Raw genomic sequence first — 25,495 nt, 5'->3', positions numbered from 1 at the left:
CCATGATGATAAATATTTTTGTTAATTACCTTTATGAGTAAGCATGTAATGCCATATCACTTGGGCTGTTCGGTCTGGAGCTTACCGGAGTGGAAAGGAAACTTTTACTCCGAGGATGCCAAACCGGCACAATTTTTATCACAATATGCCTCCGTATTTAATGCAGTAGAGGGTAATTCGACTTTTTATAACATTCCGGATGAAAAAGTAATTAAAAAGTGGGGCGAGCAAACTCCCAGAAACTTCAAGTTCTGTTTTAAATTCCCAAAATACATTACACACGAGAAAAGAATGTATAATGTTAAAGGGGAGGTACTCGATTTTGTAAGGTTGTTTGAGCCGATCAGGGAAAAGTTGGGTCCGTTCATGATCCAGTTTCCGGAAAGCTTTTCACCGAGTGAGTTATACCGCCTTGAGGATGTCTTCTCTGTATTGCCAAAAGCATTCAGCTATTCGGTTGAAATGAGGCATAAGGATTTCTTTGATCACGGTAAGAATGAGCGGAACCTGATCTCTCTTCTGAAAAGTTATGATGTGGATCGTGTCATCTTTGATACCCGAAAACTTCATTCCATGAAGGCGACAGATTCGTCTATTGTGGAGGCCCAAAAGAAGAAACCCAAGGTGCCGGTTCGTTTCAGTACCACCGGTACGCGACCGGTACTGCGTTATGTGGGGTCGAATGACAAATTGAATAACGAACCTTATTTGAAAGAATGGGCCATCATTGTGGCAGAGTGGATCGGGGAAGGATTACATCCCTATGTGTTCATTCACTCACCGGACCGGGTATCGCAGGCTGATTTGTGCCGTTACTTTCACGAATTGCTTTCTGAGTTAGTGGAATTACCTCCATTACGGGCTCGTCCGGCAGATAAACAGGATACACAGCTGGGTCTGTTCTGATCCTACTCGATAACCCCCATATAAGCTACACTTTGCACAAATGGTTTATTTTCGAGTAATGAGATGACCTCTTCTTCATTATTAGGGGAAGTAAGTACAACCGCTGACCTTCTGCCTTCTGACAGCACAGTGAGCTTTAATTCCGGGTAATCAGCGATGATCTTCTTTGCACTCTTCATGTTTGCATTGTCATCAAGGATCACAAATACAAATTGATAAGCATCTTTGAATTGAAATTCACTGATATCTTCTGGATCAATATTCTGAAAACCCAGATCGTCAAAGGGTTTTCGCTCATCATTATCAGTTAACAGGTAAGAAGACTCATTGATCACAGCCTTTACTGAAGCTTCACCTTGAAGAGACCGTAACTGGTTCTTTTCAGGGTGACTTCCAAGGGTCAGGATCACATTATTAAAATCTAAGCTCTTGATCTCTAGTCCCGACTTCAAAAACTCTTTTTCGATATAGTTCTGGGTGGTGGTGTCATCAAATAGAACCTGCAATTGGCCTTCAGCTAATGTGTATTCACCTTTTTGCAGCTTATCCAGCTCTGAAGTGTCAATGACCTGAGCCTGTAATGCCGACAAGGGAAAGAAGAAGAGGGAAAGAATTAGGAGTGCTCTCATGGAATTATTATTTAATGAAAAACCCGTTTTGGACAAATAAACGTAATTAAATCCAAAAATAATAGGACTAGTAGTATTGTAAATTAGAATTCAATTAACGTTCTTGGTTTTTTCATTGATGTTGGTAAAAAAGACGAGCTATGGCCAAATATGATGTGATCATACTGACTGACTCCAGATACGTTGCCCCTGAAGATCCTGATCAATACACTCAAAATATTTTGACTGAGGATGGATTGGTCAAGGCGGCCCTGGAAAAAAAGGGATTGAGTGTGGATAGGAAATCCTGGTCAGATCCTGAATTTGACTGGAGTGAGGCATCTGCTATACTGTTTCGCACTAACTGGGACTATTTTGATCGGTTTGTGGAGTTTTACAGATGGGTTCAGCATGTATCTGTGAAGACACAATTCATCAATTCTATTGATATCCTGAATTGGAATATCGACAAGCACTATTTGGGTGATCTGGGCAAGAAAGGAGTTCCCATCATACCTACCCGGTTCATACCGCGGCAGTCTTTATTGACACTGAGCGAACTTCATAATTTGACGGGTTGGGATCATACGGTGGTTAAGCCGGCTATAGGTGGGGCGGCAAGGCATACGTTTCAGATCACTTCCAGGAACCTGGATGAAGTTGAACAACACCTCAAGCCCCTCATGGAACAGGAAGATTTTATGCTCCAGCCGTTCCAATATTCTATTCCTGATGAAGGAGAGGTTTCATTGATGGTGTTTGGAGGGGTATATAGTCATGCCGTTCTAAAGAAGGCCAAGCCTGGAGATTTTAGGGTTCAGGATGATTTTGGCGGAACTGTTCATGCCTATGAAGCAACGAAAGAGCAGGTTGAATTAGGGTTGCAAGCTGTTCAGGCCTGCCCCGAAAAACCGGCCTATGCAAGAGTGGATATCATGAAAGATAACGATGGAAACCTGGCAGTGTCTGAACTGGAGCTTATTGAGCCGGAGTTGTGGTTCAGGAACAAACCTGAATCAGCCAACCTGATGGCAGATGCAGTTATTGATCATTTGCATTGAAGGTAACATTTGAGTCTTTACGCTACTTCCTAATTGTTGAACTCTTCTACGTAGGCTCTGATGCGTTTGGCATTAACACCAAGGTCACCCCGGCCGATCCTTGATTTGGAACGGATGTCAATTCTGCTGCTCGTTTCAGTAGTGTCAACCCTGATCACCACATCATCAATAAAACCATACCAGGCTAATTTTTCATAAGCCTCGATCTTACCATTCTCCTTGCTTTCATTCACAAGGGTCCAGGGCATATCTTTGGCAGTTTCTAATGCTTTGTTATATGCTTCATCATAACTCAGTGTAGTTTTGATAGGAGCAATATCAGGGTAAAATGATTTTTGGGTTTCAGCCGGGCCGTCTTCAAAAATATACTCATGAGGGTTAGGTGCATTAGCCCGTAATGGAACGATCTGATCAAAAGTTGGAGGGTTCACGGTGTCTGTGGTTATATCATGAATGGGTGGATAGCCTTTTTGAACTTCCAGATACCAATACCCAATATTAACCAATGCGATGATAGCCAAACCGATACCAAGCGCCCCAATAATGGTTTGGTTTTTAGTGCGGTCCGGAATCCTGAAAAAACCGATTGCGGCTATGAATCCACCAATAACGGCAGCTCCGGTACCCCAGGGTATGATGCTGAACCCAAATCCAAACGACCACCACCCCCATTGATAACCATAACCTGAGAGAATGACCGTCAATGCTCCAAGTATGGCTAGTAAGGTTCCAATGTTTATGAGCCGGTTTCCAGTGTGCGTAGTCATAAAATAGATATTGTTGGTTAAGATGCCTCTTCATCAACAATATACATTAAATATGCAGGTATTCGTTCAAAAACAAAAAGCCCCGCTCATTGATCATGAGCGGGGCTTTTAAAATTTTCTAAACAACTAGATTTTTAGTTCAAGGCATCTTTGATACGATTAAAAATCTCTTCTATCGTTCCAAGTCCGTCGATCTCCTGCACTTTATCCTGTTTCTGATAATATTCCAGGACCGGTTTGGTTTCTTTTCTATATACGTTCAAACGAGTCTTAACCTTTTCTTCGGTATCATCAGATCGCCCTTCACCCCTGGAAAGAATTCTTTTAATGAGTTCTTCTTCAGGTACGGTCAACGAGATGAATGCATCAAGCGAATCATTGTTTTCTTCAAGAAATGCATCAAAAGCTTTAGCCTGAGTAACGGTTCTTGGGAACCCGTCCAGAATGTAACCGTCGTCATATTTCTCTTTTGAAAGTTCATCAGCCACCAGGCCCACAACCGTTTCATCCGGTACCAGTTCACCATTGTCCAAAATGGACTTTACTTCAACACCGAGGGGAGTTTCATTTTTAATGGCTGAACGGAAAATATCACCGGTTGATAATTGAGGAATATTGAATTCATTCTGCAATTTCTTGGCCTGCGTTCCTTTACCAGCACCCGGAGGACCGAATAAAATGATGTTCATGAGAAAATTATGTTTTCTGATTTAGATCGATGTAAATCAGGTGATTTAACCTGAAAGAGAAATAAGCGATCTCGCTAACCGACACAATTCTGCCGGTCATACAAGAGACCGCTTGTAATAATAGACCAGAACAGGTAATCAGTATGATTACTTCTGTACTTCTTTATCCTTGATACGAGCTGCTTTACCGCGCAGATCTCTCAGGTAGAATAATTTTGAACGTCTGACCTTACCTTTCTTCTTAACTTCGATCTTGGCAATGAAAGGAGAATTCAATGGGAAAACACGCTCAACCCCAACGTTACTGCTTATTTTTCGCACAGTGAACGTTTTGTTAGGCCCGCTTCCACGCTCGGATAGTACAACGCCTTCATACTGCTGAATACGTTCTTTCTCACCCTCACGAACACGATAGTGTACATTTACCGTATCGCCTGCAGTAAAATGAGGAACTTCCTCGTTTATAAGGCTTTGCTCTACAAGTTTTAGCTTATCCATGATCTCTGATTTTTAACCTCCAACCTTCGGAGGTTCAGTTATTAATGTTCTTTCTTAAATTTATTGTACAGATCTTCTCTTCGTTCTTTTGTTCTTTTGAGGGATTGCTCATGTTTCCATTCAGCCACTTTTTGGTGGTCGCCGGAAAGCAGTACATCGGGTACTTTTAACCCTTTGAATTCAGAAGGCCGGGTATAGACCGGCGCTTCCAGCAATCCTTCCTGAAATGAATCATTCAATGCGCTTCCCGCATCTCCCAACACACCGGGAAGAAGTCGGACCACAGCATCAGTGATGGCCAGGGCCGGGATCTCACCTCCCGAAAGCACATAATCACCAATAGAAAACTCTCTGGTGATCAATTCATCTCTCACACGCTGATCAACACCTTTGTAATGCCCGCACAAAATCATGATGTTCTGTTTCAGGGAAAGCATATTGGCATCTCCCTGCTCAAAAACATCGCCATCAGGTGCTGTAAATATGATCTCATCATAGTCACGTTCGGAACAGAGCTTTTCAATGCAGCTGAAAATTGGCTGCGGTGTCAGCACCATCCCGGGCTCACCGCCGTATGGGTAGTCATCTATTTTTTTGTGTTTGTCTTCAGTATGATCTCGAAGATCGTGCACATGAATTTCTACCAGTTCTTTATCAATAGCACGTTTCACAATACTGTGATCGAGTGGGCTATCAAGCAGGGCGGGAACAGCGGATATGATATCAATTCTCATCATATCAGACGCCTTCCAGTTCATCCAGGTTCTGGCAGTAGATACTTCCATCGCGGGTGTCTCGCACAAAATGTTCGATATAAGGTATGAGCCGGCTGCCCGAGGTAGTTGCTACCACCAATATGGGGTGAGCCGGATTCTCCATTACATCGATCACCAGACCAAGGGATTCATCGCTGTCATCGAATACTTCATGGTCGACGAGGGTTTCATCCGTTTGGTTGCTGTCATCTGATAGGATATCTGCATTTTCTGCTTCCAGAAATATACCCTTACCTTTCAAGGCTTCAGCCGCTGTGCGATCAGCGATATGGTCAAATTGTACAAAGAACGAAAACTGATTTCTCTTCCCTTCAACCCGCAAATCTGTAATGCGGGCAGGGATAAAATCGCCCCGATCGTTACGCAAGTACACCAAGGTCAGGTCTTCTACTTTGGCAGGATCATCGACATCAAAGAAAACCCTGAGGTTGCCTTCGAGCCCATGGGAGCGTTCAACATGCCCCACCTGAATAAAATCCGGTGTAATGGCGTCCCGATTCATAGGCGCCGGATCGTTTAATTATCCTTCTTGTTTACTTTCCCAGGCACGCTGAACCGTTACACGGTCTTCATCGTCGGGTACAAATCCTTTGAGGTCTTCCAGATCGGTATCATTGATATGATCGATGGCCTCTTTGGCAGTCATGTCGGTTGAAACCTGTCCGGAAGTTTCTTCTTCTTTTTCCTCTTCCTTCTCGTCTGCTTCCTCTTCTTTAGGAGCTTCATCCTTGGTTTCTTCCTCAGCTTCTGCTTCTTCAACAGCAGGCTCTTCGTCAGCTTCAGCTACGTTCTCTTCAACGGCTTCAGCTGCTTCCTTGGCATCAGCTGCTTCAGGTTCCTCATCTTCTTCGGTAGTTTCTTCTTCAGCGGTTTCCGCTTCAGCTACAGGCGTTTCGGCAGATTCGTCCTGTGTTTCTTCAGCCGCTTTCTCTTCAACTTCTGCTGTTTCTTCTACAGACTCTTCAGCATCTTTTGATTCAGCCTTTTCTAGAGCTTCTTCAATTTTGTCAGCGTCAGACTTAGGTCCTTCTTCTTTCTCCAATTCACCGGCAGCTTTCTCAGCTTTTACTTCAGCGGCAGCCTGCTTGGATTTTTCCTGGATCTGTTTTTTGTATTCTTTCTCTTCAGCAGCAAGAACGGCCTTATGGTCTTCTTTACGGCTTGCGGCATCTTCCCTTTTGGAATCGCGGTATTCTCTCCACTCAGCCATGGCCGCTTCAATTTCTTCTTCGCTCTTGCCCCAGTTCATGAGGTGGCGCTTGTACAGAATTCCTTCTCTGCGAAGAATTTTTCTGATGGTGTCGGTAGGTTGTGCACCGGTGTCTAACCAATACAAAATGCGGTCTTCGTTGAGTACCACTTCTTTTTTCTCGGTAACGTTGTCATAACGTCCCACACGCTCAACAATACGGCCATCTCGTGCTTCATGTCGCTCTGCAACTACGATATGCCAGATTGGGCGTTTCTTACGTCCTTTGCGTTGTAATCTGATTCTTAACAATGCTGTTCTCCACTATGTGTGTTTGAGTTATAAGTTCTTATCGGCCGATAGGCAGATTTTTCAGTCCTTGAAGAGCACGTCCGGCTTTACCCATTTTTGACATGGTCTTCATCATACTTTTCATTTGATCGAACTGCTTCATGAGTTGATTTATCTCACGAACTGTGGTGCCAGATCCTTTTGCTATTCGTCGTCTTCGACTTCCATTCAATAGCTCTGGTTCCTGGCGCTCCTCCGGCGTCATTGATAAGATTATAGCTTCAATCGGTTTGAACGCATCGTCATCGATCTCTGCATCATCCAATGCTTTGCTGGCGCCGGGTATCATATTAACGAGATCAGAGAAATCTCCCATTTTCTTGATCTTCTGAATTTGCTCGAGAAAGTCATTCAGATCGAATTTATCCGATCGTATTTTCTTTTGAAGTTTTTCAGCTTCTTTCTCGTCAAATTCTTTTTGAGCTTTTTCAACAAACGAAACCACATCACCCATGCCCAGAATACGCTGAGCCATACGGTCAGGGTAAAAAGGAGAGAGAGCATCCAGTTTTTCACCGGTACTCACAAATTTGATAGGCTTGTTTACAACGGACTTAATGGAGAGGGCAGCACCACCACGGGTATCACCATCCAGTTTGGTAAGAACCACACCGTCGAAATCAATACGTTCGTTGAATTCTTTGGCTGTGTTAACAGCATCCTGTCCGGTCATGGAATCGACCACAAACAGGATCTCATGAGGATTTACGGCCTTCTTGATCTCCGCAACCTCGTTCATCATATCCTCATCTACATGTAAACGACCCGCGGTATCAATAATAACCGTGTCGAGTGCCAGACTTTTGGCCATGGAAACAGCCTCTTTGGCAACGCGAACGGCATCTTTCTGTTCGATGGAGTACACCGGAACATCAATTTGAGAAGCGAGTGTCTTTAGCTGGTCAACAGCGGCAGGGCGATAAACATCGGCGGCAGCAAGAAGAGGATTCCTTTTATGCTCCTGCTTTAAGTGTCGGGCTAACTTACCGGTAAAGGTCGTTTTACCCGAACCCTGAAGTCCGGCTATAAGAATTACAGTAGGTGGGGTTGGAGCCAGTGCGATATCGGCCTTTTCGCCACCAAATGTTTCAACCAGCTTGTCGTGCACGATCTTCGTGAACTGTTGGCCGGGATTAACACTGGTGAGTACATCAGAACCAAGCACCTGCTCTTTTATATCTTCCGTAAACTGGCGGGCAACCTCATAATTAACGTCAGCATCAAGCAGGGCACGGCGAATTTCACGGACAGTCTCCGCTATATTCACATCCGTGATGCGAGCTTCCCCTTTCAGGGATTGAAATGCTTTATCTAATTTTGAGGACAGATCTTCAAACATGGTATTGTATCAAATCGATTTTCTCCGCCAATTACAGAGCCTGTAAAAATACGAGTTCTTTTTCGCGTTATCAACAACAATGTGGATAAATGTTTTTGAGTGGGAATCAAAGTTGGTGGTGACATCCGAATGGAACACGGATGACGCTGATTTTGCGGATGGGCTGGGAATGTTTTAATCAATCTGCGAACGTCCTCCCGAGGATTCGGGATCACAACGTTTGGGCCAATCAGCATCAAATCCATCATTCCGTTTCTCTGAAATGGAGGTCTGTTGTAGTATCGATGAGAAACGGGGTGATGGATGGTGGTTGATTCAACTTCGGAGCCTTTCGCTCTCGTGCCGACGCTCTGCGTCGGCACGAAGAGAAGCTGTGTGATTGATGATTACCCATCCGAGCCCATAACGCATTCCATCACCCGGTTCTCTCAAAAATGGAAACTTCCCCCTGTTCAGATTGAACCGAATGATGGAATTTGATTCGGAAAAAAGGTCAGGATGGTCATATCAAACCCTTGAATGTATCTAATGACTAATTTTCGTCCCGCCAGGGACGGTATATTTGTAAAAAAGGACCTTCCAGCTGTAAAGTTCGTGCCGTAGGTACGATATGCTTAGGCCTCAAACACTTCATAGTGTACCTACGGCACAGGGTCTTTAGGTTTTCTTTTTTACAAATATAATGTCCCTTTGGGACATGCTCCTGAAGACGGAGATAAGTCTGAGTTGAAAAACCTGTGTCAACAAATTGCCTTGTACTAATGCTCTGCGTCAGTGCGAACAAGAGGTTGTGGTATAGGCAAGTGGTATAATCTATCATCGCCTCGTGCAGACGCTCTGCGTCGGCACGAACAAGAGATGCTTGCCAAACCACCCGGGAACAAACTCAGTAAAGTTGGATTAGAGATAAATAACTCTCATATCAAACATACGATAATGATGAAACACTGGATTCTACCGGCAGTCCTTTTCCTGATGATGGGGGCCTGTGCAAGTACCAAACCGCCCACGCAGCAGCTCACACAACTTGAAACCTCCATAAAGCAGGCAGAACAGGTGGGTGCAGAGAATTACGCCCCACTTGAACTTCGCGAAGCCCGTAAAAAGCTGGAAAAAGCCAGGGAAATGGTCAGTCAGGAAAAATACGAGGAAGCGGAATTAGTAGCTGAGAAAGCCATGGTAGATGCGGAACTTGCTCAGATAAAGACACTGTCCTCAAAATCACAGCAGGCAGTAGATCAGCTGAGGGAAAGCATAAGGGTACTTCAGGAAGAGATACGGAAAAACATTAACAGGGAGCAAAATTGATCATGGATTATTCACATAACCTATTCTACGGGGCAATTGTAGCACTTACTGTGATCTTAATAGGTTGTGGCGGCCCACCTCAAAACAATCCGCTACTTATTCAGGCAGAAGAATCTTACCGACAAGCTGAAAGTGATTCCCTGATAGTAATGAAAGCCCCGGTGGCTTTGAAGGAAGCTGAAGAAGCCCTGGAACAGAGTCAGCAGATATGGAGAGAGAAAGGGGATAAGAAATATGTGGAACACTACGCATACATTGCCCAGCAAAAAACCAAAATTGCACGGGAGACGGCTAAACTAAATGCAGCTCAGGATGAAGTGAGTCGTGCTGAAGCAGAACGCCAAAGAGTTTTGATTGAAGCAAGAAGAGCAGAAGCCGTGGCGGCAGAACAGCGAGCAAAGAAAGCCCTCGAGGAAGTGGAAAAGGCAAGAAACGAGGCCAAAGACCTGGCAAATAGGTTGAGTGAGATGGAAGCCAAACAAAGCGAAAGAGGGATGGTATTAACGCTGAGAGATGTTCTCTTCGACTTTGACAGTGCGAACCTTAAACCCGGTGCTTCTAATGTGGTTGAGGAACTATCAAATTTTCTGAGTGAGTACCCCGAACGGACGATACAGATCGAGGGCTTTACAGACAGTGTCGGTTCTGAAGAATACAACAGATCACTATCTCAGCGGCGAGCCGATGCATTGAAAATGGCTCTGACAAGAAGAGGGATATCGTCTCAGCGAATACAAACTATTGGTTATGGTGAACAATACCCTGTGGCAACGAATATGAATGAAGCGGGACGTCAGCAAAACAGAAGGGTTGAGATCATTATCTCAGATGAAAATGGGATTGTAACCCAGCGGGATCAGTAACTGGATGGTCACTTCTTTCCATTAGGTCAGTTCATTCCATCACCCGGCTCCCGCTGATCCAAATTACTTTTTCTATTTGAACTGAGCCGAAAGATGGAATTTGATTCGGGAAAAAGGTTAAGATGGTCATATCAAACCCTTGAGTTTATCTGACGACTAACGTTCGTCCCGTTAGGGACGGTATAATTGTAAAAAGGGACCTTCCAGCTATGATGATCGTGCCGGAGGTACGATATGCTTAGGCCTCAAAGACTTTATAGTGTACCTACGGCACACGGTCTTTAGGTTCTCTTTTTTACAAACATAATGTCCCTATGGGACATGCTCCTGAAGACGGAGATAAGTCTGAATTGAAAACCTGTGTCAAAAAATTGCCTTGTACTAATGCTCTGCGTCAGTGCGAAAAGAGGTTGTGGTATAGGCAAGTGGTATAATCTATCATCGCCTCGTGCAGACGCTCTGCGTCGGCACAAAAAGCCGGGCAACATCAGGTCAATTATACTGTTGGAAAATACCTACTCCTGGTCTTGCTCGTAATCTAAGCCCGGGGTGGTGGTAAAGATCGGTTCCCGCCAGTTAGGGATGGTGAGTCGAAGGATGTAATAGTACACTCCCAAAAACAGCAGGGGAAACAGGACCAGTACATTCAGCCATCCGATGAGATCAAACATGGTGTAGAATGCAAAGGTCGGTAAAACTATAAACAGAACAAAAGAGATCAGCCATCCATAGCGCTTTAACTTATACAGATCCCACAATATGACAGGGGTGGATAGTATTGCCGCAAAAATACCGGCTCGGGACACAGTATCCAGAAACAGAAAAGAGGGTCCTGGAAAGCTGTCACTGACATCAAAGTTCAGGATCTTTTGAAGTCGGTCAAGATGCCTGTTTGGTTTGTACCTGAGATTCATAGATGAAAATAGTTTTACAATTGTAATGTAACCATTCATTTTAATATCAGTGTAATGAGTATCCTATCCAAATGGCTGCTTCGGAGGTGAGTTTTAGGATTCACACTCCGGGGTGGTTTTTTTAAGGGTGATGGTGATTTGGTGTTACGGTGTTATAGTTTTCTGAATCAAACTATAACACCGTAACACCCTCGCACTATTTTTGTTCATGGTACAAGTGTCCGGCTGCTCCTCGTTCAAGCGTCTCGCTTGGATGAATACTTGACATAATAGTTTTATTGCCTAATTCAACATCGCACAAGCGGGATGCTTGCGCTAGTTTCGGAGTGGTGATCGTGATTTAAATTGAACGATTATAATTTAAACTCACAATCTTTTTTCAAGGCCTCATCCAGCATTTGGTCATATTCATGAGCTTCAATTTCGATACAGCCAAATTGAGCGAGGTGCTCAGTGTAAAACTGAGTATCCCACAGTAAGAATCCATTCTTCTGTAAAATTTCATGGCAGTAGTATAAAGCCACTTTATCGGCCCACTTCTCTTTTTTGAACATGCTTTCCCCGAAAAAAGCTGCTTTGAGTTTAACCCCATACAATCCGCCCACTAAGTTACCTTCCCGATAGGTCTCTACACTGCAGGCATTACCATGCTGGTTCAGAACATCATAGGAATTGATGATCAGGTCGTTGATCCATGTGGAGTCACGATTGGCGCACTGTTTTACCACTTCCCTGAAATTATGATTTACCCGTACCTTAAATCGTTCTTGTCTAATAATTCGGGCAAGATTATCTGAAGTGTGAAATTCACCGATAGGGATAATTCCACGTTTACGGGTGGTGTACCAATCTACATTCTCAGCATCCTTACTTTCAGCCATTGGGAAGATCCCCTGTGCATAGGCTTCAAGCAGATTTTCGGGTGGGATGATTCGCATAGTCAATGGTTAGTGCGATGGTGTTTTGGTGTTACGGTGTTATGGTATGCTTTGGCAGCACCATAACACCGTAACACCTTCGCGCTGTAACACCATATTTTTTAAAACTCACAATAGTACATACCGCCACTGCCGATCGGAGAGCCGGGTGGTGGGGACGGAGCATCCTCAACCTCAAATTCTTCTGGGTTTGTGAGGTACTGTGCGATCAAATGGGCTCCATACTGGCTATCTGCATCTTGTTTACCGGAAAGCATAGTCTGAAGATCGGTTAGCTTATTATGAGTGATAGCCTTTGTTACCGGGTTGGCATTGCCTGATGCAGCAAGACGGATGATATTTTTAAGCACCACATGCTTTACAACACGGTGAACAGAACCTAAATACCCTTCAGGTGATTTTTGATCCCAGCTCACGCTGATGAGCCCATTGAGGACATCTTCCAGGCTGAGATTACCGGTTCTGGCGGAATATTCCACCAAACGATTGGCACGATCAGCATTCAGGATCAGGCTGACAGGAAGATCAGCGGCTGTTTCTGCTATACCAAGGGCATCTAAAGCAGGCCCCGTGTTACCGTTAAATAATTCACGGGAATAACCAAGTCCGGCAGGACGCGGAGGAATGATCTCCAAAAGATCTTCCGGTAATGCCAGTGCTTCAGGAGATATAGTGGCCAACATTGCGCTGAGTGCTTCTTCTTGCGTGTTTTTATCGACGATCTCAGGATAGGCCTGATCATCGCCCTTTACCTTATAAGTGTAATCCAGCCCGCCGATCAACTTAACGGTAGCTTCCACCTGATAGCGATGGAATAAATAAATAGGAACGAGTACATCCTGAAGCTCTGCCAATGGTCGCCCGCTTTCAAGATTTGCTTCACCAAAATTCTCAAGGGCTGTTTTGCGGATCTTCATGATAGTTGGTAATTGCTCAACCGGGTCATTTCCAAATTCCCATAAATGAGCATAGGGATGAGCTCCGCTCTGCGGGCGTGCATCCTGATCAGAGATGTATTTTAAGCCAGAATCGTAGGCTTCATTCAGAATTTCGTTAAGAGCAGCTTTTTCATCGGTTCCATCCGGAAAGTCCTGATAGCCATAAGCCACGGCCATCTTATCCCATTCGCCAATTCCAACATCATATGGGTTAGAGAGGTCGATCTCTCCATTAACGATCCTGGGTTGTGGATGTGGGTAATCCATGACTGAAGCATCATTGATAACACTTGCGGCAAAATTGTGGGCGATCCCGATGGTATGTCCCACTTCATGGGCTGAAAGCTGTCGGATACGGGCCAATGCCATCTCCTGCATCACGGTATTTTCTTCAGATTCATCAGCATAAGGGGCCAGCAATCCCTCTGCGATCAGGAAATCCTGACGAACACGGAGTGAACCGAGAGAGACATGCCCTTTGATGATCTCGCCGGTTCTTGGGTCTCTAACGGAAGAACCGTATGACCACCCCCGGGTAGAACGATGGATCCACTGTATCACATTGTAGCGAACATCCAGGGGGTGAGCATCTTCAGGGAGTACCTTGACGATGAAGGCATCTTTATAGCCGGCTGCTTCAAATGCCTGATTCCACCAGCGGGCACCATCCAATAACGCGCTTCTGACGGGTTCCGGAGTTCCATTATCCAGATAATAGACGATAGGTTCTACAGGCTCACTTACAGCAGCACTGGGATTCTTTTTTTCCAGTCTGTGTCTGGAAATGAAACGTTTTACAAGCGGTTCGTCTATAGGAGTGCCATAATCCTGGTAGGTGATGCCGAAATAACCGGCGCGAGGGTCGTATTCTCTTTTTTCGTAACCGTCATCCGGGAGTTCCACAAAGGAATGATGCTGACGTACCGTGATAGCCTCAGGGGTGGGAACCACTGAGCGAACCCAGCCACCGGGATTATTACCGGCAAAGGTCAGGGTGACTTCAAATTCTGAATTCTTCGGAAAATTCATGGTTCCTTCCGGATACAAAGCCGACCGGTTCTTATCAAGGCTGTAGGATCCTTGATTTGATCGGCTCAGCGAAGTTGTGACCCCATGCGCGTCTTGCATGAGAAACGGGGTGAGGTCGATCAGTACTTTTCCATTTTCTTCAGCAGCGATCTCAAATCCACCCAGGATAGATTTAGCAAAGGCTTCCTGAACTGATTTTTTCTCAAGGGCATTATCGGTTTCCGCCCGATATCCGTAATTGGGTTGAACCATCATGATCTTTGGTCCGCGTCTTTCAAAATATACGATGCGTGTATCCCCGAGCTGACCACGATCAAGCCCGATATCATTCGACCCGATGCCGGCTGTAAGTGAGTTTACATAGATGAATTCCGTATCCAGTTTATCGATCTCGAGCCAGAGCTGATCTTTGGATTCATCGTAATAATAATCGAAGAACCCTTCTGTTTTGGTAAGACCTTCAGTTTTTTCTGAAATGGTAGGTATCTGGGCTGTGGCTTGTACAGAGATAAAAGCCATCATCAAGAAAAGTAACGTTCGCTTCATAGAAATGGGGTTATGAATGTTGAATTCTGAATGAAAATGAATAAAGGAATATGCGAAAGATGAAGCGTTAAGGAAAATACTAAAGTAGTTGTGTAAGCAAATCTATGTTAAAGGGTTAGGTCATATTCATAGAAACCATGTCGGAACAATACCTGATTGCTTCAGGTATGAGAATAAATGGCGTTCTGAAAAGCAGGTTTACAAAGATTAGATAATGTAACAAATGGCTCTGCCGGAACTTCTTATAGGTGCAGATACGCAAGGCTTGCGGGGATTTAGGTGCAGAAATTGTTTAACTAAATCCTAGAATTATGAACAATGATACAAGTACTATAGCCAATATTGTCTTTTCAATATTGCTGTTTCCGACCTTCTTTCAGGAGGAATTTTTGGCATTTGCCTGGGCAGCCGGTGATCCGGTGTGGGCTATGTCGCTGAAGAGGGTATTCTTACTTTTACCGGTATTCGGTTTTATCCTGGCTTGCTGGGTAACCATACCAACCATCTTATCGGTAATATTCAGGCACGACCGGAAAGAATATATCCTGTCGCTTTTCAGTACATGGTGGGACCTGGGCAGATCAGTGGCCTATTACTGGGCAGGTATCGCAAATTTTTGCTTTTATCTGATCGTATATCTGCTGGGAATGCTAAAGATGTTGGTTCTTGGAGTAATGGCTATCCTTCAAACCGTTCTTTTGATGCCTTTCCGCTTGATCGGCTCAGCAGGTAAAAAAGTAACAGGGTCCTCAGTACCACTTATTGCGGTATTTCTGACCATTTTCTGGGTGCTTATTGAAGCCACCATTTTCACTTATGTGACAACTCCGCTTGTGTTAGATACCCTTTCTAATATAACGGGTGAGACTATAGATGTAGGCTTGATGAGAGTGGCTCTATTCACATTCCTGTTTTTTATAGTATTAGGTAGTTATGCCGTTCTATCGACTTTCGTAGATGCTTTTAAAGAGAAAAATGTATCACAGATAATTGGTATAACAGCTATTGAGATCATTGTTCTATTGGTAGAGGTTTTATTCCTCTATCGTGAGTTTGTAGATGCGCTGGTTCCCTGGTTTGCAATGTATGCCGAAGATTTCCAGATCGGTATCGGTGGTATCCTTGCCATTTCTGCTTTTGTCTGGTTTGGTATTCGGAGTTTATCGTGGTTCCTTTTTGCCTCGTATGGTACCCCGACCATTATGTCGATCATACAGGGAAAGGGTATTCAGTCTAATAAAGAAAAAGAGACTGCGGTTTCAAAAAAACTATCGAAGCAGATCTTTGATACTGATGAGTACATGACGGCCATCAAAGATAATATTGACTGGGTACAGGAAAAAGGAGATGAGTTGATAGAGGCATTTATGCTGCCTCCTTTACAGCTGGTAGCCTCGGCTATCAACTTTTGTACGCTATTGGTAGCTAACAAGCACATGTTTGAGTTACCCCTTACGGATATGGAAAGCCTTAAAAGGGCCGGTAACTTTATGCGAACAGATAAACCTGAGAAGGTGAAACCTGTGAAAGGAAAAGCAACAGCTAATTAATTTAATGAAGGATAAGATTATGATTAATTATATGAGATCCTGTTTCCTGATAGCAGTATTGTTTCTTTCAGGTTGTACCACTTCAGATGAGCCAAATCCCAGGCTGTCTATGTTCATCGGGGTTGATGTCAGCGGTTCCTTTATAAACAGTGGGCACTATGATAACTCTATCGAGTTTCTTTCACACTATATCTATGCCCACTTAAATGGAATTGGAGAGATGGAAGTGCCTAATGTTTTATTTGTCAGTTCAATTGGAGGGGCAAATGAAAATGAGCCTAAAACCTTTTACCCCATTCATACATTTGAGAACAGAAGTGTACCTGAGATCGAAGAACAACTTCGGGAGATATTTCCTAAGGATGTTCAAAATCCATTTACGGATTTCAATGCATTTTTTGAGCAGATCGCACTGACCATTCGTAATAAAAATTTGATGCTGCGCCCTGTTTCTGTTGTTATGCTAAGTGATGGAATTCCCGATGTGATCAAAGATGGAGAGACAGACTATCGAAGTATCGACCTTTCTCCACTTGAGCGACTTTCAAGAAATATTACTATCAGGATACTCTATACAGACGCCACTACCGGCCGAAACTGGCAAACTAAAGTGCCCCGGCGCAGAGTTAAGGTGTGGACACAGGATGCCGAGGTCATGACCATGTGGAATGACTCTACACTTTATGAGCCTGATCTGTCAATGAAGGAACAGGATCGTTTTGTAGAGTGGATAGAGGATAATGTGGACTTCGGCGTTCGCGCACGGAGAGTGGATTGATCATCTTATGAACATTAATTCTTATACTCCTTGAACTCCCCTGCTCTTAATCTCGTGAAATAATCCTTGGTAGCAGCTCTCACTTTTGGAGACAGTAACAGAGCCGAGACCATGGTGGGAACAGCCATTAGTGCAAACATCCCATCGATCAGGTTGATAACGGCATCTAACGAGGCAACGGCTCCAAAGATGATTGAGAAAACGTAGAAATAATTATAGAGGTGTTGCTTGTCTGCCCCAAGCAGGAAGCCAAGGCATTTGGAGCCATAGTAGGAATAGGACAGCATCGAACTGACGCTGAAGGTGAATACGGAGATCATCAACAGGTAGGTTCCAAACGTGGGTAAGGCTTCATTGAAGGCATTCAAGGTAAGTGTAACACCGTTGGCCTCGGTGGTTTGCCACACTCCGGTCACCAGAATGGCAAGGGCGGTCATCGTGCAAACGATCAGCGTATCAATGGCAGGCTCCATCATGGCAACTAATCCTTCCCTGACCGGTTCTTTGGTTTTGGAAGCACCGTGAGCCAGTGACTCCGTACCGATTCCTGCTTCGTTTGAGAAAGCTGCACGCTGAATTCCGATGATGATCAGCTGACCTACCGCTCCGCCCATCACGGCTTTACCGGTAAAGGCATCCGTAACGATCAACCCCAGGTAATGGGGTACTTCGGTAATGTGAACCACGAGAATAAATACAACAGAAACGAAATAGATCACAACCATAGATGGGACCAATTTGGAAGCTACCTTCCCGATCTTGGTTATACCGCCAAATATCACAAGAGAAACGAGTCCGACCAATGCGATACCGGTGATCAGATTTCCTGAAAAGGCCGCATCGGCTTCAACCCAGCCATTTGGGATGTAAATAAAATCTCTTAAAATTTGAACCAGCTGGTTCGTTTGGAAGATAGGTAACGGCCCAAATAATCCGGCCAGGGCAAATAAATACGCCAGTGGCATCCATTTTTTGTTCAGGCCTTCACGGATCACATACATGGGACCGCCTTGTATCTTACCTGAACTGTCTTCACCCCTGTACATGATGGAAAGGGTACAAGTAAAATATTTTGTTGCCATCCCGACAATGGCACTCATCCACATCCAGAAAAGGGCACCGGGTCCACCCATAACGATCGCCACTGCCACTCCACTTATATTTCCCATTCCAACCGTGGAAGCCAGGGCTGTTGAAAGAGCCTCGAAGTGGTTGATGTCACCGGGATCATCAGGATTGTCATACTTTCCACGTACCAGATCGATGGCGTGGAAGAAAAACTTGAAAGGGGTGAAGCCGGAGTAGATCAAAAACCAGAGTCCGCCACCAACCAATAATATGACGAGTGGATACCCCCACATGAAGGATGAAAAGGCAGCTAAATATTCTTCGAGGAGTTGCAGAATGATGTCCGTTTTATTTCGATTAAGCGTAGAAACTAACTATCGGAAGCTTAATTGTCTAATGTTCGAAGAAAAAAGATGAAATCGGTTGCCGGAGGTTCGATACCGTTTTGGCGTAACAGGTTTGCAATTTGTGCCCGATGATGTTGCCCGTGAATGGTGAGATGAACCAGGATCTCTTCTACGGTATTATTAAAGACTGTACCTTTAGAGTTTTTATAAACAATGGCCTCATTTTTTCTGGAGATCATTTTTTGAAGTTTAGCAGGATTATCCTCCACCAGGGATCTCATTTCAGAAAAAGTTAGCTGTGGCCAGATCCGGTCCGGCAGGGACTGATCTTCAATTCTGTTCATCCACACCACCTGGGCCGTTAACAGGTGAGCGAAAAGGGTTTCAATTTCCTCAAGAAGAGATGGTTCTTCAATATCATGAATAACCTGAAGGATCTTTTTGTTAGCCCACTTGTCGTAATTCACAAGCTTTTGAAGATCCATTACCCAATACCATAAAATTTAGAAATGCCGTTGATCACGAATTGCACACCAATGGCCAGTACAATGAATCCCATCATGCGTGTAATAACAGACATGCCTGAGCTTCCTATGTATTTCACTAGTTTAGGGGAGATCCTCAGTATGAGATAAGCTAAAAGAGCGGTGAAAAAAACAGCCAATCCACTTACAAAATAATCGGTCACACCCTGGGCTTCGGAGCCAAAACCGATCACGACTGCAATACTGCCGGGGCCGGAAAGTAGAGGCATGGCAAGTGGACTAAAGGAAACATCTTCCTTTTCCATAGCAGCTTCCTGATCTTTTTTAGTGAGTTTTTTCCCTCCATTTTGTGGACTCAGCATAGAAAATCCTGAGCGTACGATCACAAGGCCACCGGCAATTTGAATACCCGGTAAGCTGATCCCGAAAAAACTCAGTATATAGGTCCCGATCAACAGAAAGATGATCAATACAAAGAACATATATGTGCTCGCTTTTCTGGCGGTACGAGCTTTTTCAGCATCCGTATGACCTTCCATAAGAGAAATATAGACAGGCATGGCAGCAAAAGGATTCACCACAGAAAAAAGAGAGGAGAAACTGGCTGCAAAAAGGCCTAGTGCACTCATAAATAGAGTTGAAAAGGGTATTATGTCGTTAAAAAGTTCTTCCATCAGGTCCCAAAGATAAGGAGCTTTTTTTGAATTTAAAGAAGATGTTTTTGCATTGCGTAAAGCTTAACTTTGGCTTCATATTATTTACACCGTGATATCAGAAAATACCGCATTTGATTATTGAAAATTGCCAGACAGGAATGAAGCTTACAGAAAAAATTAAAGAACATATCATAACAGAGATAAAAAAGATCCTCAGTCGTAGCGATGACCGCGATAATAAATTGTTGGCTATTTGCGAATTATTAGCGAGCGAAATAGAAACTTTCGATTGGGTCGGGTTTTATTTTGCGGACCCTGAAGGCAAGGAAGAGCTGCATCTTGGCCCATTTGTGGGGGAAACCACAGATCATACCCGTATCCCGTTTGGGAGGGGAATATGCGGGCAAGTGGCTATATCACACGAAACATTTGTTTCACAAAATGTACATGAGGAGGAAAACTACATTGCATGTAGTGTGGATGTTCAGTCAGAGATCGTGGTCCCGATCATGAAAGGGGATGCTTTTGTGGCTCAGATCGATATCGATTCAAATACTCGCGGATCCATCACTAAAGAGCAGAGAACCCTGCTAGAAGAGATCGCTCAGTTGCTGGATCCAGAATTTTGATCACGATCTGTATTTAGTTTAACCTGAACCGGCAGCATATCAACTGCAGTAGTTACATTTGAGCTGAAAGTGAAATTATTTTTTGCAAGTATGCTATGGCAGGCATCCATGGTCATGGATCTGATCTCAAATAAGTCAAGATCAGTTTCAAACAGGTTCACCCAGAATAATATCTGTAATTCTACATACGAAGTGGTAAAGTTTGAGATCTGAATAGCCGGTGCCGGACTGTTCAGTATATAGTCACTGTCACCAATACTCTCATGAAGTACACGGATGGCATCTTTTAGGTCATCACCATAATCTATTCCTATGGTGAAGTCAGCCCGTCGAAGTCCATCGCGGGTGAAGTTATGAAGTGGGTTTTTATAGATGGTAGCGCTGGGGATATAGATATCACAGCCATCGGCCGACCGGATATGAACATCCCGTATCTCAATACGTTTCACAACACCTCTGATCCCATTACTTTCAATGAGGTCTCCCACCGAAAATGACCGGCTAAAGGATAAGAAAAGGCCGGCCAGCAGGTTTTCTCCGATCTCTCTGAAAGCAAAGCCGAGGACAACAGCCACCACTCCCCCGGCAGCTAAAAAACTCATAGCTACCTGAGTTAAACCAAGGATGTTCAATGCGATAAAAAACCCCATGAGATTGAAAACCCATCGTACTATGCGACGTACTAAACGGGTTTGCTTGGTTGCTATGGTTTTACGCTTACCAAGGATCTTATAAATGCCATTACTAACCATTTTCCCAAGAAAATAAAAGAGGGTGATCGCAACGATGGCACCAATGATCTGAGGAAATGATTCAAGGAGTTTTTGTAGTTGGATCTCGAAACTTTCTCGGAATGAGGTCATAGATCAGTTAATCAAGTGATGAGTAAGCCAGATCTGAAATATGCAGGTTAATACTGTGATTGACTCTAAGCCCATAAAGCCCGTCAGATGAGTAGTTATCACCCGGTACAGAAGCTACTTCTGAGCCATTGATGTGAAACATGATATCTGAACCTGAAACTGACACACTCAGGGTATTCTGAGCTGATGAATCTTCCAGGTCGTCGGTATAAATATTAATGGAATCATTGGGTGTCCAATTCCTGATGACTTCAGTTTCACTTCCCATCCTCTTTTTGATCAGAAATTCTCCGGTGTTCCGGATCAGAAAATAGAGATAACTCTGTTGGTCGTTATCAAGGTTCTCTCCGCCCACAAAGATGCCAAAGGCTTCTCTGTTCCTTTCACCCGGGTCAAAAAGATGAAGCACAGCTGTGACTTCATATTCATCTGAAGCGGTATTGGAAGGGTGGTAGTAAATTCCCGCGGGACCGGAAGTTATATGCCAACCGGGAGTCATATTTACGAAATAAATATCAGATGAATCCGGATCTGACCCAATGGTGACATCTTCCATATTACGATCTAAGCGAATTTCCCAGCCTTCGGGCACCTGAAGATTTTCCCCTTGTGGAACATTAGGATCAGGTCGGTTTTGGGCCAGCGCAAAAGAAGTGCAAAGCAAGGCCAATAATGTTGATTGAATAAGAAGTTTCATAATTCTCCCCACATTAATTAAAGTATTGTACCAAAGTATTATACAATAATTGCAGGAGATGTGTAATACTATAACCAGTCAACGATCTGATCTTTTTGTTCAACCTCTACATATTTTTCGAAGATCTCATGAAGACTGGAGTCTTTTTGGAGTTCTTTCCGGCTAACTGAATCCAGATAAGCTTTGATCTTTCCCTGATGCAATATGGCAATATCGTCACACAGGTTTTCTACGACTTCCAGTATGTGGCTTGTAATGATGATCGTGACGCCTTTTTCCTTCAGCCTGCGGATCACGGTTTTCATACGTTCAATAGAAATGACATCAACCGATTCAAAAGGTTCATCGAGCAACATGAGCTTCGGTTCAACCAGGATAGCGGTTACAAAAGCAAGCTTTTTGCGGCTGCCGGATGAGAGTTTGTTGACTTTTATCTTAGCAAAATCCTTTATATCAAAAAAATCCATTAGTGAATAGGCTTTCTCGACCAATCCATCTTTTTCGATCTCGTAGATCTCACAAATGTAATCGATGAACTCCAGGCTTGTGAATTGTTCAAACAGTAAGGGAGGCTGTAGGACAGAAGCTATGATCTTTTTGATATTAAGTTCATTTTTAGGATTCAGCTCCATCCCGTGAATGGAGACAGTTCCTTCTTCAAAACTCAGCAGGCCTGTCAAGACTCCGATCAAGGTACTTTTTCCGGCACCATTTGGGCCGATAAGACCGAAAATGGTTCCTTTAGGGACCTTTAAATTCAGGTCTTTCAGGACCGGTTCGTCCTCATATCGCTTTACAAGATGTTCGATCTCTATAGCTCGTTCCATAATCTCATCAATACTCGGTTTTTAAACAGGTTAACTAAAACTTCCATATGTCGCCATAGGTAGATCACCATGATCACGATAACGGTACTCATTATAGTAAGTCGATACCACTCCAGTCCTTCCAAAGGAACAAACACAAGGTATCCCATTGAAAAGATCAGGAAGGAAATGGCAAAAGTAACTTTTTGCGGGATGATCGGGTGTTTGTAACTAAATGAGGAGTAGGTTGCACGCTGATACTGAAAGTATGAGCTCCAAACGAATAACAGCATGAACATTAAAAAGAAAAAGGTATTGGCTACAAAAATTTGAAGGGGTGAACCGATCTCGGGAATGACAAGCAGTTCAAAGATGGTGATCAGGTAAAAAACCAATAAAGGCAGCACGATAACGCCGAGAAAACGCTCTTTAAGTTGTTTTTCAAGATCAATGGGAAACTGAAGGTGAAGCAGGAATTCCCGGTTCTCGTACCCATACATATTGGCCATTCCCATGGCTAAGAGGGCCACCGGAATGCCGGCAAGTATGGTTGGAATTAAAATGGTCTTGGCTATCTCGAATTCAACATTCATTAACAGGGGAACATAGACGAGCGGAATAACAGTTAGCGTAAGCACCTGCAGCCGGTTGTAGGGATGCTTCATGACATAGAAATAATATTTACCGGCATTTCTGCCCAATACTTTTCTAAGGAATACCCATAATTTACTGCTTTCCTCCTCAGCCTTTTTAAGCCCGGGATTCAGTAATCCCTCTTTGGTCTTATTGAAGTGATCGATGACCGTTAAGCCAACCAAGAGAGTTGCAAATAGAAAGATAATACCGGCATTCAGCCACCCGTATTCTACCGTAACGGTCTGAATGAGGATGCCACCTGGCAACCACGAAAGAAAATGATTCACGGTTTCAACCTGAGGAATGAACTCGGCAAATATCCGGCTTGAATTGGATGCAAATAAGGATACGAGCTGAAATAGACCAAACACCAGGAATAGAAAACCAACAACTACAGCAATGAATCTCTTTTCAACCACACGGATGAACCGGTGTTTAACCGAATAAATGAGTACATAATTGAGGGCTATGGCTGCCAGTCCAACCGGAACCTGATAGGCAAAATCGACCTGCATCATCAAAAAGATCACCCAGGTAAAATTATAGATGATGTTCACGGGATGGCAGAACCCAATGAGGGTCAGGTATTTGGCCAATCGTTTAAGGGGAAATCCAAAACCCAGTAGTTTTCGGTTTTCTTCAATATTGAGGAGCCTCATATTGGTAAATGAAAAATGCATCAGCCAGTAGGCATTCCCAAACACAAGCAGAATGAATTTGTAGATATCAGGGGTGAGCCAGGGAAGTTCAACCTGCATCCAGGGCCGACTATCCATAAGAACCACGACAATAGCAGTACCGATGAGGTTCACAAGCATGATCCCGAGAAACAGGATATAACCGATGGTCAGCATGAGCTGAAACCGGTTCAGATTTGAAATAAAGATACGCCAGTTAAGCGTAAGCAGCTTGTAAAACAAGGTTGGTACAGCTTTTATTGAAGTTGTTTAAAATCAGTGAACTATTATAAAATAACAGAACTGTTTATTCTATTTGAAAATTCAAATAAAAGCTACTGGTTGCAATGGGAAGGTGAGGAAAATTAGTTCTCAACCAGCTTAAGTAATTCTTCAGGTACATCCACATCCATTCTCAGGACCTGGGATGCATGAGTTTTTCCCTGGGCATCCAGTTTAAGCGAAACGGTTCCGCCACCGCCAAGGCTTTCATTCAAAATGAAGTTTAAAGCGCCGATGTTCGGCATCTCATATCGTTCAACTTCACCTTTGCATACATGTTTCATATGCTCCTTAACACGGTCAGCGGTTAGGTTTTTTTCAAGAAAAGAATATATCTCAGGATGACGAGCAATGATCCCGACGTTACTACCATTTCCTTTGTCGCCACTGCGACCGTGTGCAATTTTCAGGAGTTTTACCGTTGGCATAAAAACTGAATTTTAAAGACTTGATTTATGGTTAAGATAACGTGATTTACCTGAGTTCACAATGTGATGTTCTGAGTGAAATAGCTTTTAACATCACATCAGTCCGATAAATAATAGACCACCGTAGAAACCACTCTCACATTCTTGATATGTGGATTGTTGTTATCTCTTGGTGAAATACTGAACTGCCCTTGATAGGCAGTTTTGATCTTGCCCAGCTGGCTATTTGAATCTTCTGCAAATTTTTCAGCCACAGCTCGTGCTTCTTTTGTGGCCGCTTCGATCATTTGTGGTTTGATATCATTAAGGCTGTTGAAGATGTACTCCGGCCGCACCTGATATTCATCTCCTGAAAGAGTAATACCCTGTTTGCCAAGGTCGGCCAGCTGGCTCATAACCTCACGGATCTTTTCAACATCTTCTGAGTAAATAGTGACGGTTTGATCCGCGACAAAACGAAATTGTGCATCCTGCTGACCGCCCCATCGCTGTGCAGATTTATCAGTGACCAAGGGAGTAGAGATCGAGATCTCATTCTCACTTACTCCGCGTTCTGTCAGAAATTTTCTGACTTTTTCGCCGCTGCTTTCAAGCTGTTCGTAAATATCTTCCAGCTGATTACTGGCTTCCGTAAATTGAATGGGCCAGATCACGATGTCAGCGAGATGCTCTTCCTCTGCCAGTCCTTTTACGGTTACTGTTCGTTCATATTCCTTAAAGGTGATGGCCGCATTGCCAAGAATAAAACCGAAGGCAACCAGGCCAAGAAAAATGGCGGCCCCGATAATGGTAAGTCCACGATTACTTTGAATATCCATGATGTGTATATAAAATTTTTAAAGTGTATGGAAGATACGGATTTGAATAGGTTTT

The 25,495-nt window shown here is 43.8% G+C and carries 27 protein-coding genes; 7 read left to right on the top strand and 20 right to left on the bottom strand.

The genetic code is table 11. The features are described from left to right. Positions 1–33 precede the first annotated feature (33 nt). A complete protein-coding gene (locus AC13FX_RS03170; protein ID WP_482879004.1) occupies positions 34–906 on the top strand; it encodes a DUF72 domain-containing protein in 873 nt (290 codons plus the stop codon). 2 nt (positions 907–908) lie between these two features. Here the strand turns inward: AC13FX_RS03170 and AC13FX_RS03165 are convergent, their stop codons facing one another. After that, positions 909–1,535, bottom strand: coding sequence for a hypothetical protein (locus AC13FX_RS03165; protein WP_482879003.1), 627 nt, complete (start codon positions 1,533–1,535; stop codon positions 909–911). A 140-nt stretch (positions 1,536–1,675) separates the two neighbouring features. Between AC13FX_RS03165 and AC13FX_RS03160 the strand changes: the two genes are divergently transcribed. Continuing rightward, positions 1,676–2,575, top strand: a complete 900-nt coding sequence (locus tag AC13FX_RS03160; protein ID WP_482879002.1) for an ATP-grasp domain-containing protein — start codon at positions 1,676–1,678, stop codon at positions 2,573–2,575. A gap of 29 nt (positions 2,576–2,604) precedes the next feature. On the opposite strand, the gene AC13FX_RS03155 is transcribed toward AC13FX_RS03160, so the two are convergent. The 7 genes from AC13FX_RS03155 to ffh all read right to left on the bottom strand — a co-directional run bounded on the left by AC13FX_RS03155 (position 2,605) and on the right by ffh (position 8,184). Further along, on the bottom strand, positions 2,605–3,342 hold the full coding sequence (locus AC13FX_RS03155; protein ID WP_482879001.1) for a DUF1499 domain-containing protein: 738 nt from the start codon (positions 3,340–3,342) through the stop codon (positions 2,605–2,607). Positions 3,343–3,476: 134 nt separating this feature from the next. Beyond that, the gene (locus AC13FX_RS03150) at positions 3,477–4,031 is read right to left on the bottom strand and encodes an adenylate kinase (protein ID WP_482879000.1); all 555 of its coding nucleotides are present in this window, start codon (positions 4,029–4,031) and stop codon (positions 3,477–3,479) included. 147 nt (positions 4,032–4,178) lie between these two features. Next, positions 4,179–4,529 (bottom strand): 50S ribosomal protein L19, encoded by a 351-nt coding sequence (rplS, locus tag AC13FX_RS03145; RefSeq protein ID WP_482878999.1) that lies wholly within the window; start codon positions 4,527–4,529, stop codon positions 4,179–4,181. 41 nt (positions 4,530–4,570) lie between these two features. After that, complete coding sequence (gene trmD, locus AC13FX_RS03140) at positions 4,571–5,263, bottom strand: tRNA (guanosine(37)-N1)-methyltransferase TrmD (RefSeq protein WP_482879034.1); 693 nt, start codon at positions 5,261–5,263, stop codon at positions 4,571–4,573. A gap of 4 nt (positions 5,264–5,267) precedes the next feature. After that, positions 5,268–5,807 carry a ribosome maturation factor RimM gene (rimM, locus tag AC13FX_RS03135; RefSeq protein ID WP_482878998.1) on the bottom strand — a complete coding sequence of 180 codons (540 nt, stop codon included), beginning with the start codon at positions 5,805–5,807 and terminating at the stop codon, positions 5,268–5,270. An 18-nt stretch (positions 5,808–5,825) separates the two neighbouring features. Continuing rightward, positions 5,826–6,806 carry a 30S ribosomal protein S16 gene (rpsP, locus tag AC13FX_RS03130; RefSeq protein ID WP_482878996.1) on the bottom strand — a complete coding sequence of 327 codons (981 nt, stop codon included), beginning with the start codon at positions 6,804–6,806 and terminating at the stop codon, positions 5,826–5,828. Between the two features lie 37 nt (positions 6,807–6,843). Beyond that, the gene (gene ffh / locus AC13FX_RS03125; RefSeq protein ID WP_482878995.1) at positions 6,844–8,184 is read right to left on the bottom strand and encodes a signal recognition particle protein; all 1,341 of its coding nucleotides are present in this window, start codon (positions 8,182–8,184) and stop codon (positions 6,844–6,846) included. Between the two features lie 774 nt (positions 8,185–8,958). On the opposite strand from ffh, the gene AC13FX_RS03120 reads away from it, so the two are divergent. Both AC13FX_RS03120 and AC13FX_RS03115 read left to right on the top strand, forming a co-directional pair. Next, complete coding sequence (locus tag AC13FX_RS03120) at positions 8,959–9,492, top strand: DUF4398 domain-containing protein (RefSeq protein ID WP_482878994.1); 534 nt, start codon at positions 8,959–8,961, stop codon at positions 9,490–9,492. 2 nt (positions 9,493–9,494) lie between these two features. Continuing rightward, entirely contained in the window at positions 9,495–10,355 is an 861-nt protein-coding gene (locus tag AC13FX_RS03115) for an OmpA family protein (RefSeq protein ID WP_482878992.1), read from the top strand. Positions 10,356–10,870: 515 nt separating this feature from the next. Here the strand turns inward: AC13FX_RS03115 and AC13FX_RS03110 are convergent. The 3 genes from AC13FX_RS03110 to AC13FX_RS03100 all read right to left on the bottom strand — a co-directional run bounded on the left by AC13FX_RS03110 (position 10,871) and on the right by AC13FX_RS03100 (position 14,720). Further along, positions 10,871–11,269 (bottom strand): hypothetical protein, encoded by a 399-nt coding sequence (locus tag AC13FX_RS03110; RefSeq protein ID WP_482878991.1) that lies wholly within the window; start codon positions 11,267–11,269, stop codon positions 10,871–10,873. A 353-nt stretch (positions 11,270–11,622) separates the two neighbouring features. Then, entirely contained in the window at positions 11,623–12,207 is a 585-nt protein-coding gene (aat, locus tag AC13FX_RS03105) for a leucyl/phenylalanyl-tRNA--protein transferase (protein WP_482878990.1), read from the bottom strand. Positions 12,208–12,308: 101 nt separating this feature from the next. Next, positions 12,309–14,720, bottom strand: a complete 2,412-nt coding sequence (locus tag AC13FX_RS03100) for a zinc-dependent metalloprotease (RefSeq protein WP_482878989.1) — start codon at positions 14,718–14,720, stop codon at positions 12,309–12,311. Positions 14,721–15,031: 311 nt separating this feature from the next. On the opposite strand from AC13FX_RS03100, the gene AC13FX_RS03095 reads away from it, so the two are divergent. Together AC13FX_RS03095 and AC13FX_RS03090 are read left to right on the top strand one after the other, a co-directional pair. After that, positions 15,032–16,270, top strand: coding sequence for a hypothetical protein (locus AC13FX_RS03095; RefSeq protein ID WP_482878988.1), 1,239 nt, complete (start codon positions 15,032–15,034; stop codon positions 16,268–16,270). A 31-nt stretch (positions 16,271–16,301) separates the two neighbouring features. After that, positions 16,302–17,048, top strand: a complete 747-nt coding sequence (locus tag AC13FX_RS03090) for a hypothetical protein (protein WP_482878987.1) — start codon at positions 16,302–16,304, stop codon at positions 17,046–17,048. Positions 17,049–17,062: 14 nt separating this feature from the next. Here the strand turns inward: AC13FX_RS03090 and AC13FX_RS03085 are convergent, their stop codons facing one another. From AC13FX_RS03085 to AC13FX_RS03075, 3 genes are all read right to left on the bottom strand, one after another. Further along, entirely contained in the window at positions 17,063–18,409 is a 1,347-nt protein-coding gene (locus AC13FX_RS03085) for an alanine/glycine:cation symporter family protein (protein ID WP_482878986.1), read from the bottom strand. Between the two features lie 92 nt (positions 18,410–18,501). Then, positions 18,502–18,948: a DinB family protein gene (locus AC13FX_RS03080; RefSeq protein WP_482878984.1), complete on the bottom strand. Its 447-nt coding sequence runs from the start codon at positions 18,946–18,948 to the stop codon at positions 18,502–18,504. After that, the gene (locus AC13FX_RS03075) at positions 18,948–19,577 is read right to left on the bottom strand and encodes a MarC family NAAT transporter (RefSeq protein WP_482878983.1); all 630 of its coding nucleotides are present in this window, start codon (positions 19,575–19,577) and stop codon (positions 18,948–18,950) included. Before AC13FX_RS03075 ends, AC13FX_RS03080 begins: the two co-directional genes overlap by 1 nt. 185 nt (positions 19,578–19,762) lie before the next feature. On the opposite strand from AC13FX_RS03075, the gene AC13FX_RS03070 reads away from it, so the two are divergent. Further along, on the top strand, positions 19,763–20,233 hold the full coding sequence (locus tag AC13FX_RS03070) for a GAF domain-containing protein (protein ID WP_482878981.1): 471 nt from the start codon (positions 19,763–19,765) through the stop codon (positions 20,231–20,233). Here the strand turns inward: AC13FX_RS03070 and AC13FX_RS03065 are convergent. The 6 genes from AC13FX_RS03065 to AC13FX_RS03040 all read right to left on the bottom strand — a co-directional run bounded on the left by AC13FX_RS03065 (position 20,209) and on the right by AC13FX_RS03040 (position 25,440). Next, a complete protein-coding gene (locus AC13FX_RS03065; protein WP_482878980.1) occupies positions 20,209–21,096 on the bottom strand; it encodes a mechanosensitive ion channel family protein in 888 nt (295 codons plus the stop codon). The two genes, AC13FX_RS03070 and AC13FX_RS03065, sit on opposite strands and share 25 nt — an antisense overlap. 7 nt (positions 21,097–21,103) lie before the next feature. After that, a complete protein-coding gene (locus tag AC13FX_RS03060; RefSeq protein ID WP_482878979.1) occupies positions 21,104–21,793 on the bottom strand; it encodes a hypothetical protein in 690 nt (229 codons plus the stop codon). Positions 21,794–21,861: 68 nt separating this feature from the next. Then, positions 21,862–22,620, bottom strand: coding sequence for an ABC transporter ATP-binding protein (locus AC13FX_RS03055; protein WP_482878978.1), 759 nt, complete (start codon positions 22,618–22,620; stop codon positions 21,862–21,864). Continuing rightward, positions 22,605–24,155 carry a hypothetical protein gene (locus AC13FX_RS03050; RefSeq protein WP_482878977.1) on the bottom strand — a complete coding sequence of 517 codons (1,551 nt, stop codon included), beginning with the start codon at positions 24,153–24,155 and terminating at the stop codon, positions 22,605–22,607. The genes AC13FX_RS03055 and AC13FX_RS03050 overlap by 16 nt, the downstream gene beginning before the upstream one ends. A 122-nt stretch (positions 24,156–24,277) precedes the next feature. Then, positions 24,278–24,622: an AtuA-related protein gene (locus AC13FX_RS03045; RefSeq protein ID WP_482878976.1), complete on the bottom strand. Its 345-nt coding sequence runs from the start codon at positions 24,620–24,622 to the stop codon at positions 24,278–24,280. Between the two features lie 98 nt (positions 24,623–24,720). Then, complete coding sequence (locus AC13FX_RS03040; protein WP_482878975.1) at positions 24,721–25,440, bottom strand: SIMPL domain-containing protein; 720 nt, start codon at positions 25,438–25,440, stop codon at positions 24,721–24,723. Positions 25,441–25,495 lie beyond the last annotated feature (55 nt).

It is taken from the genome of Gracilimonas sp. B-17, assembly GCF_056857935.1.
This window is presented reverse-complemented; position numbering and strand designations above follow the sequence as displayed.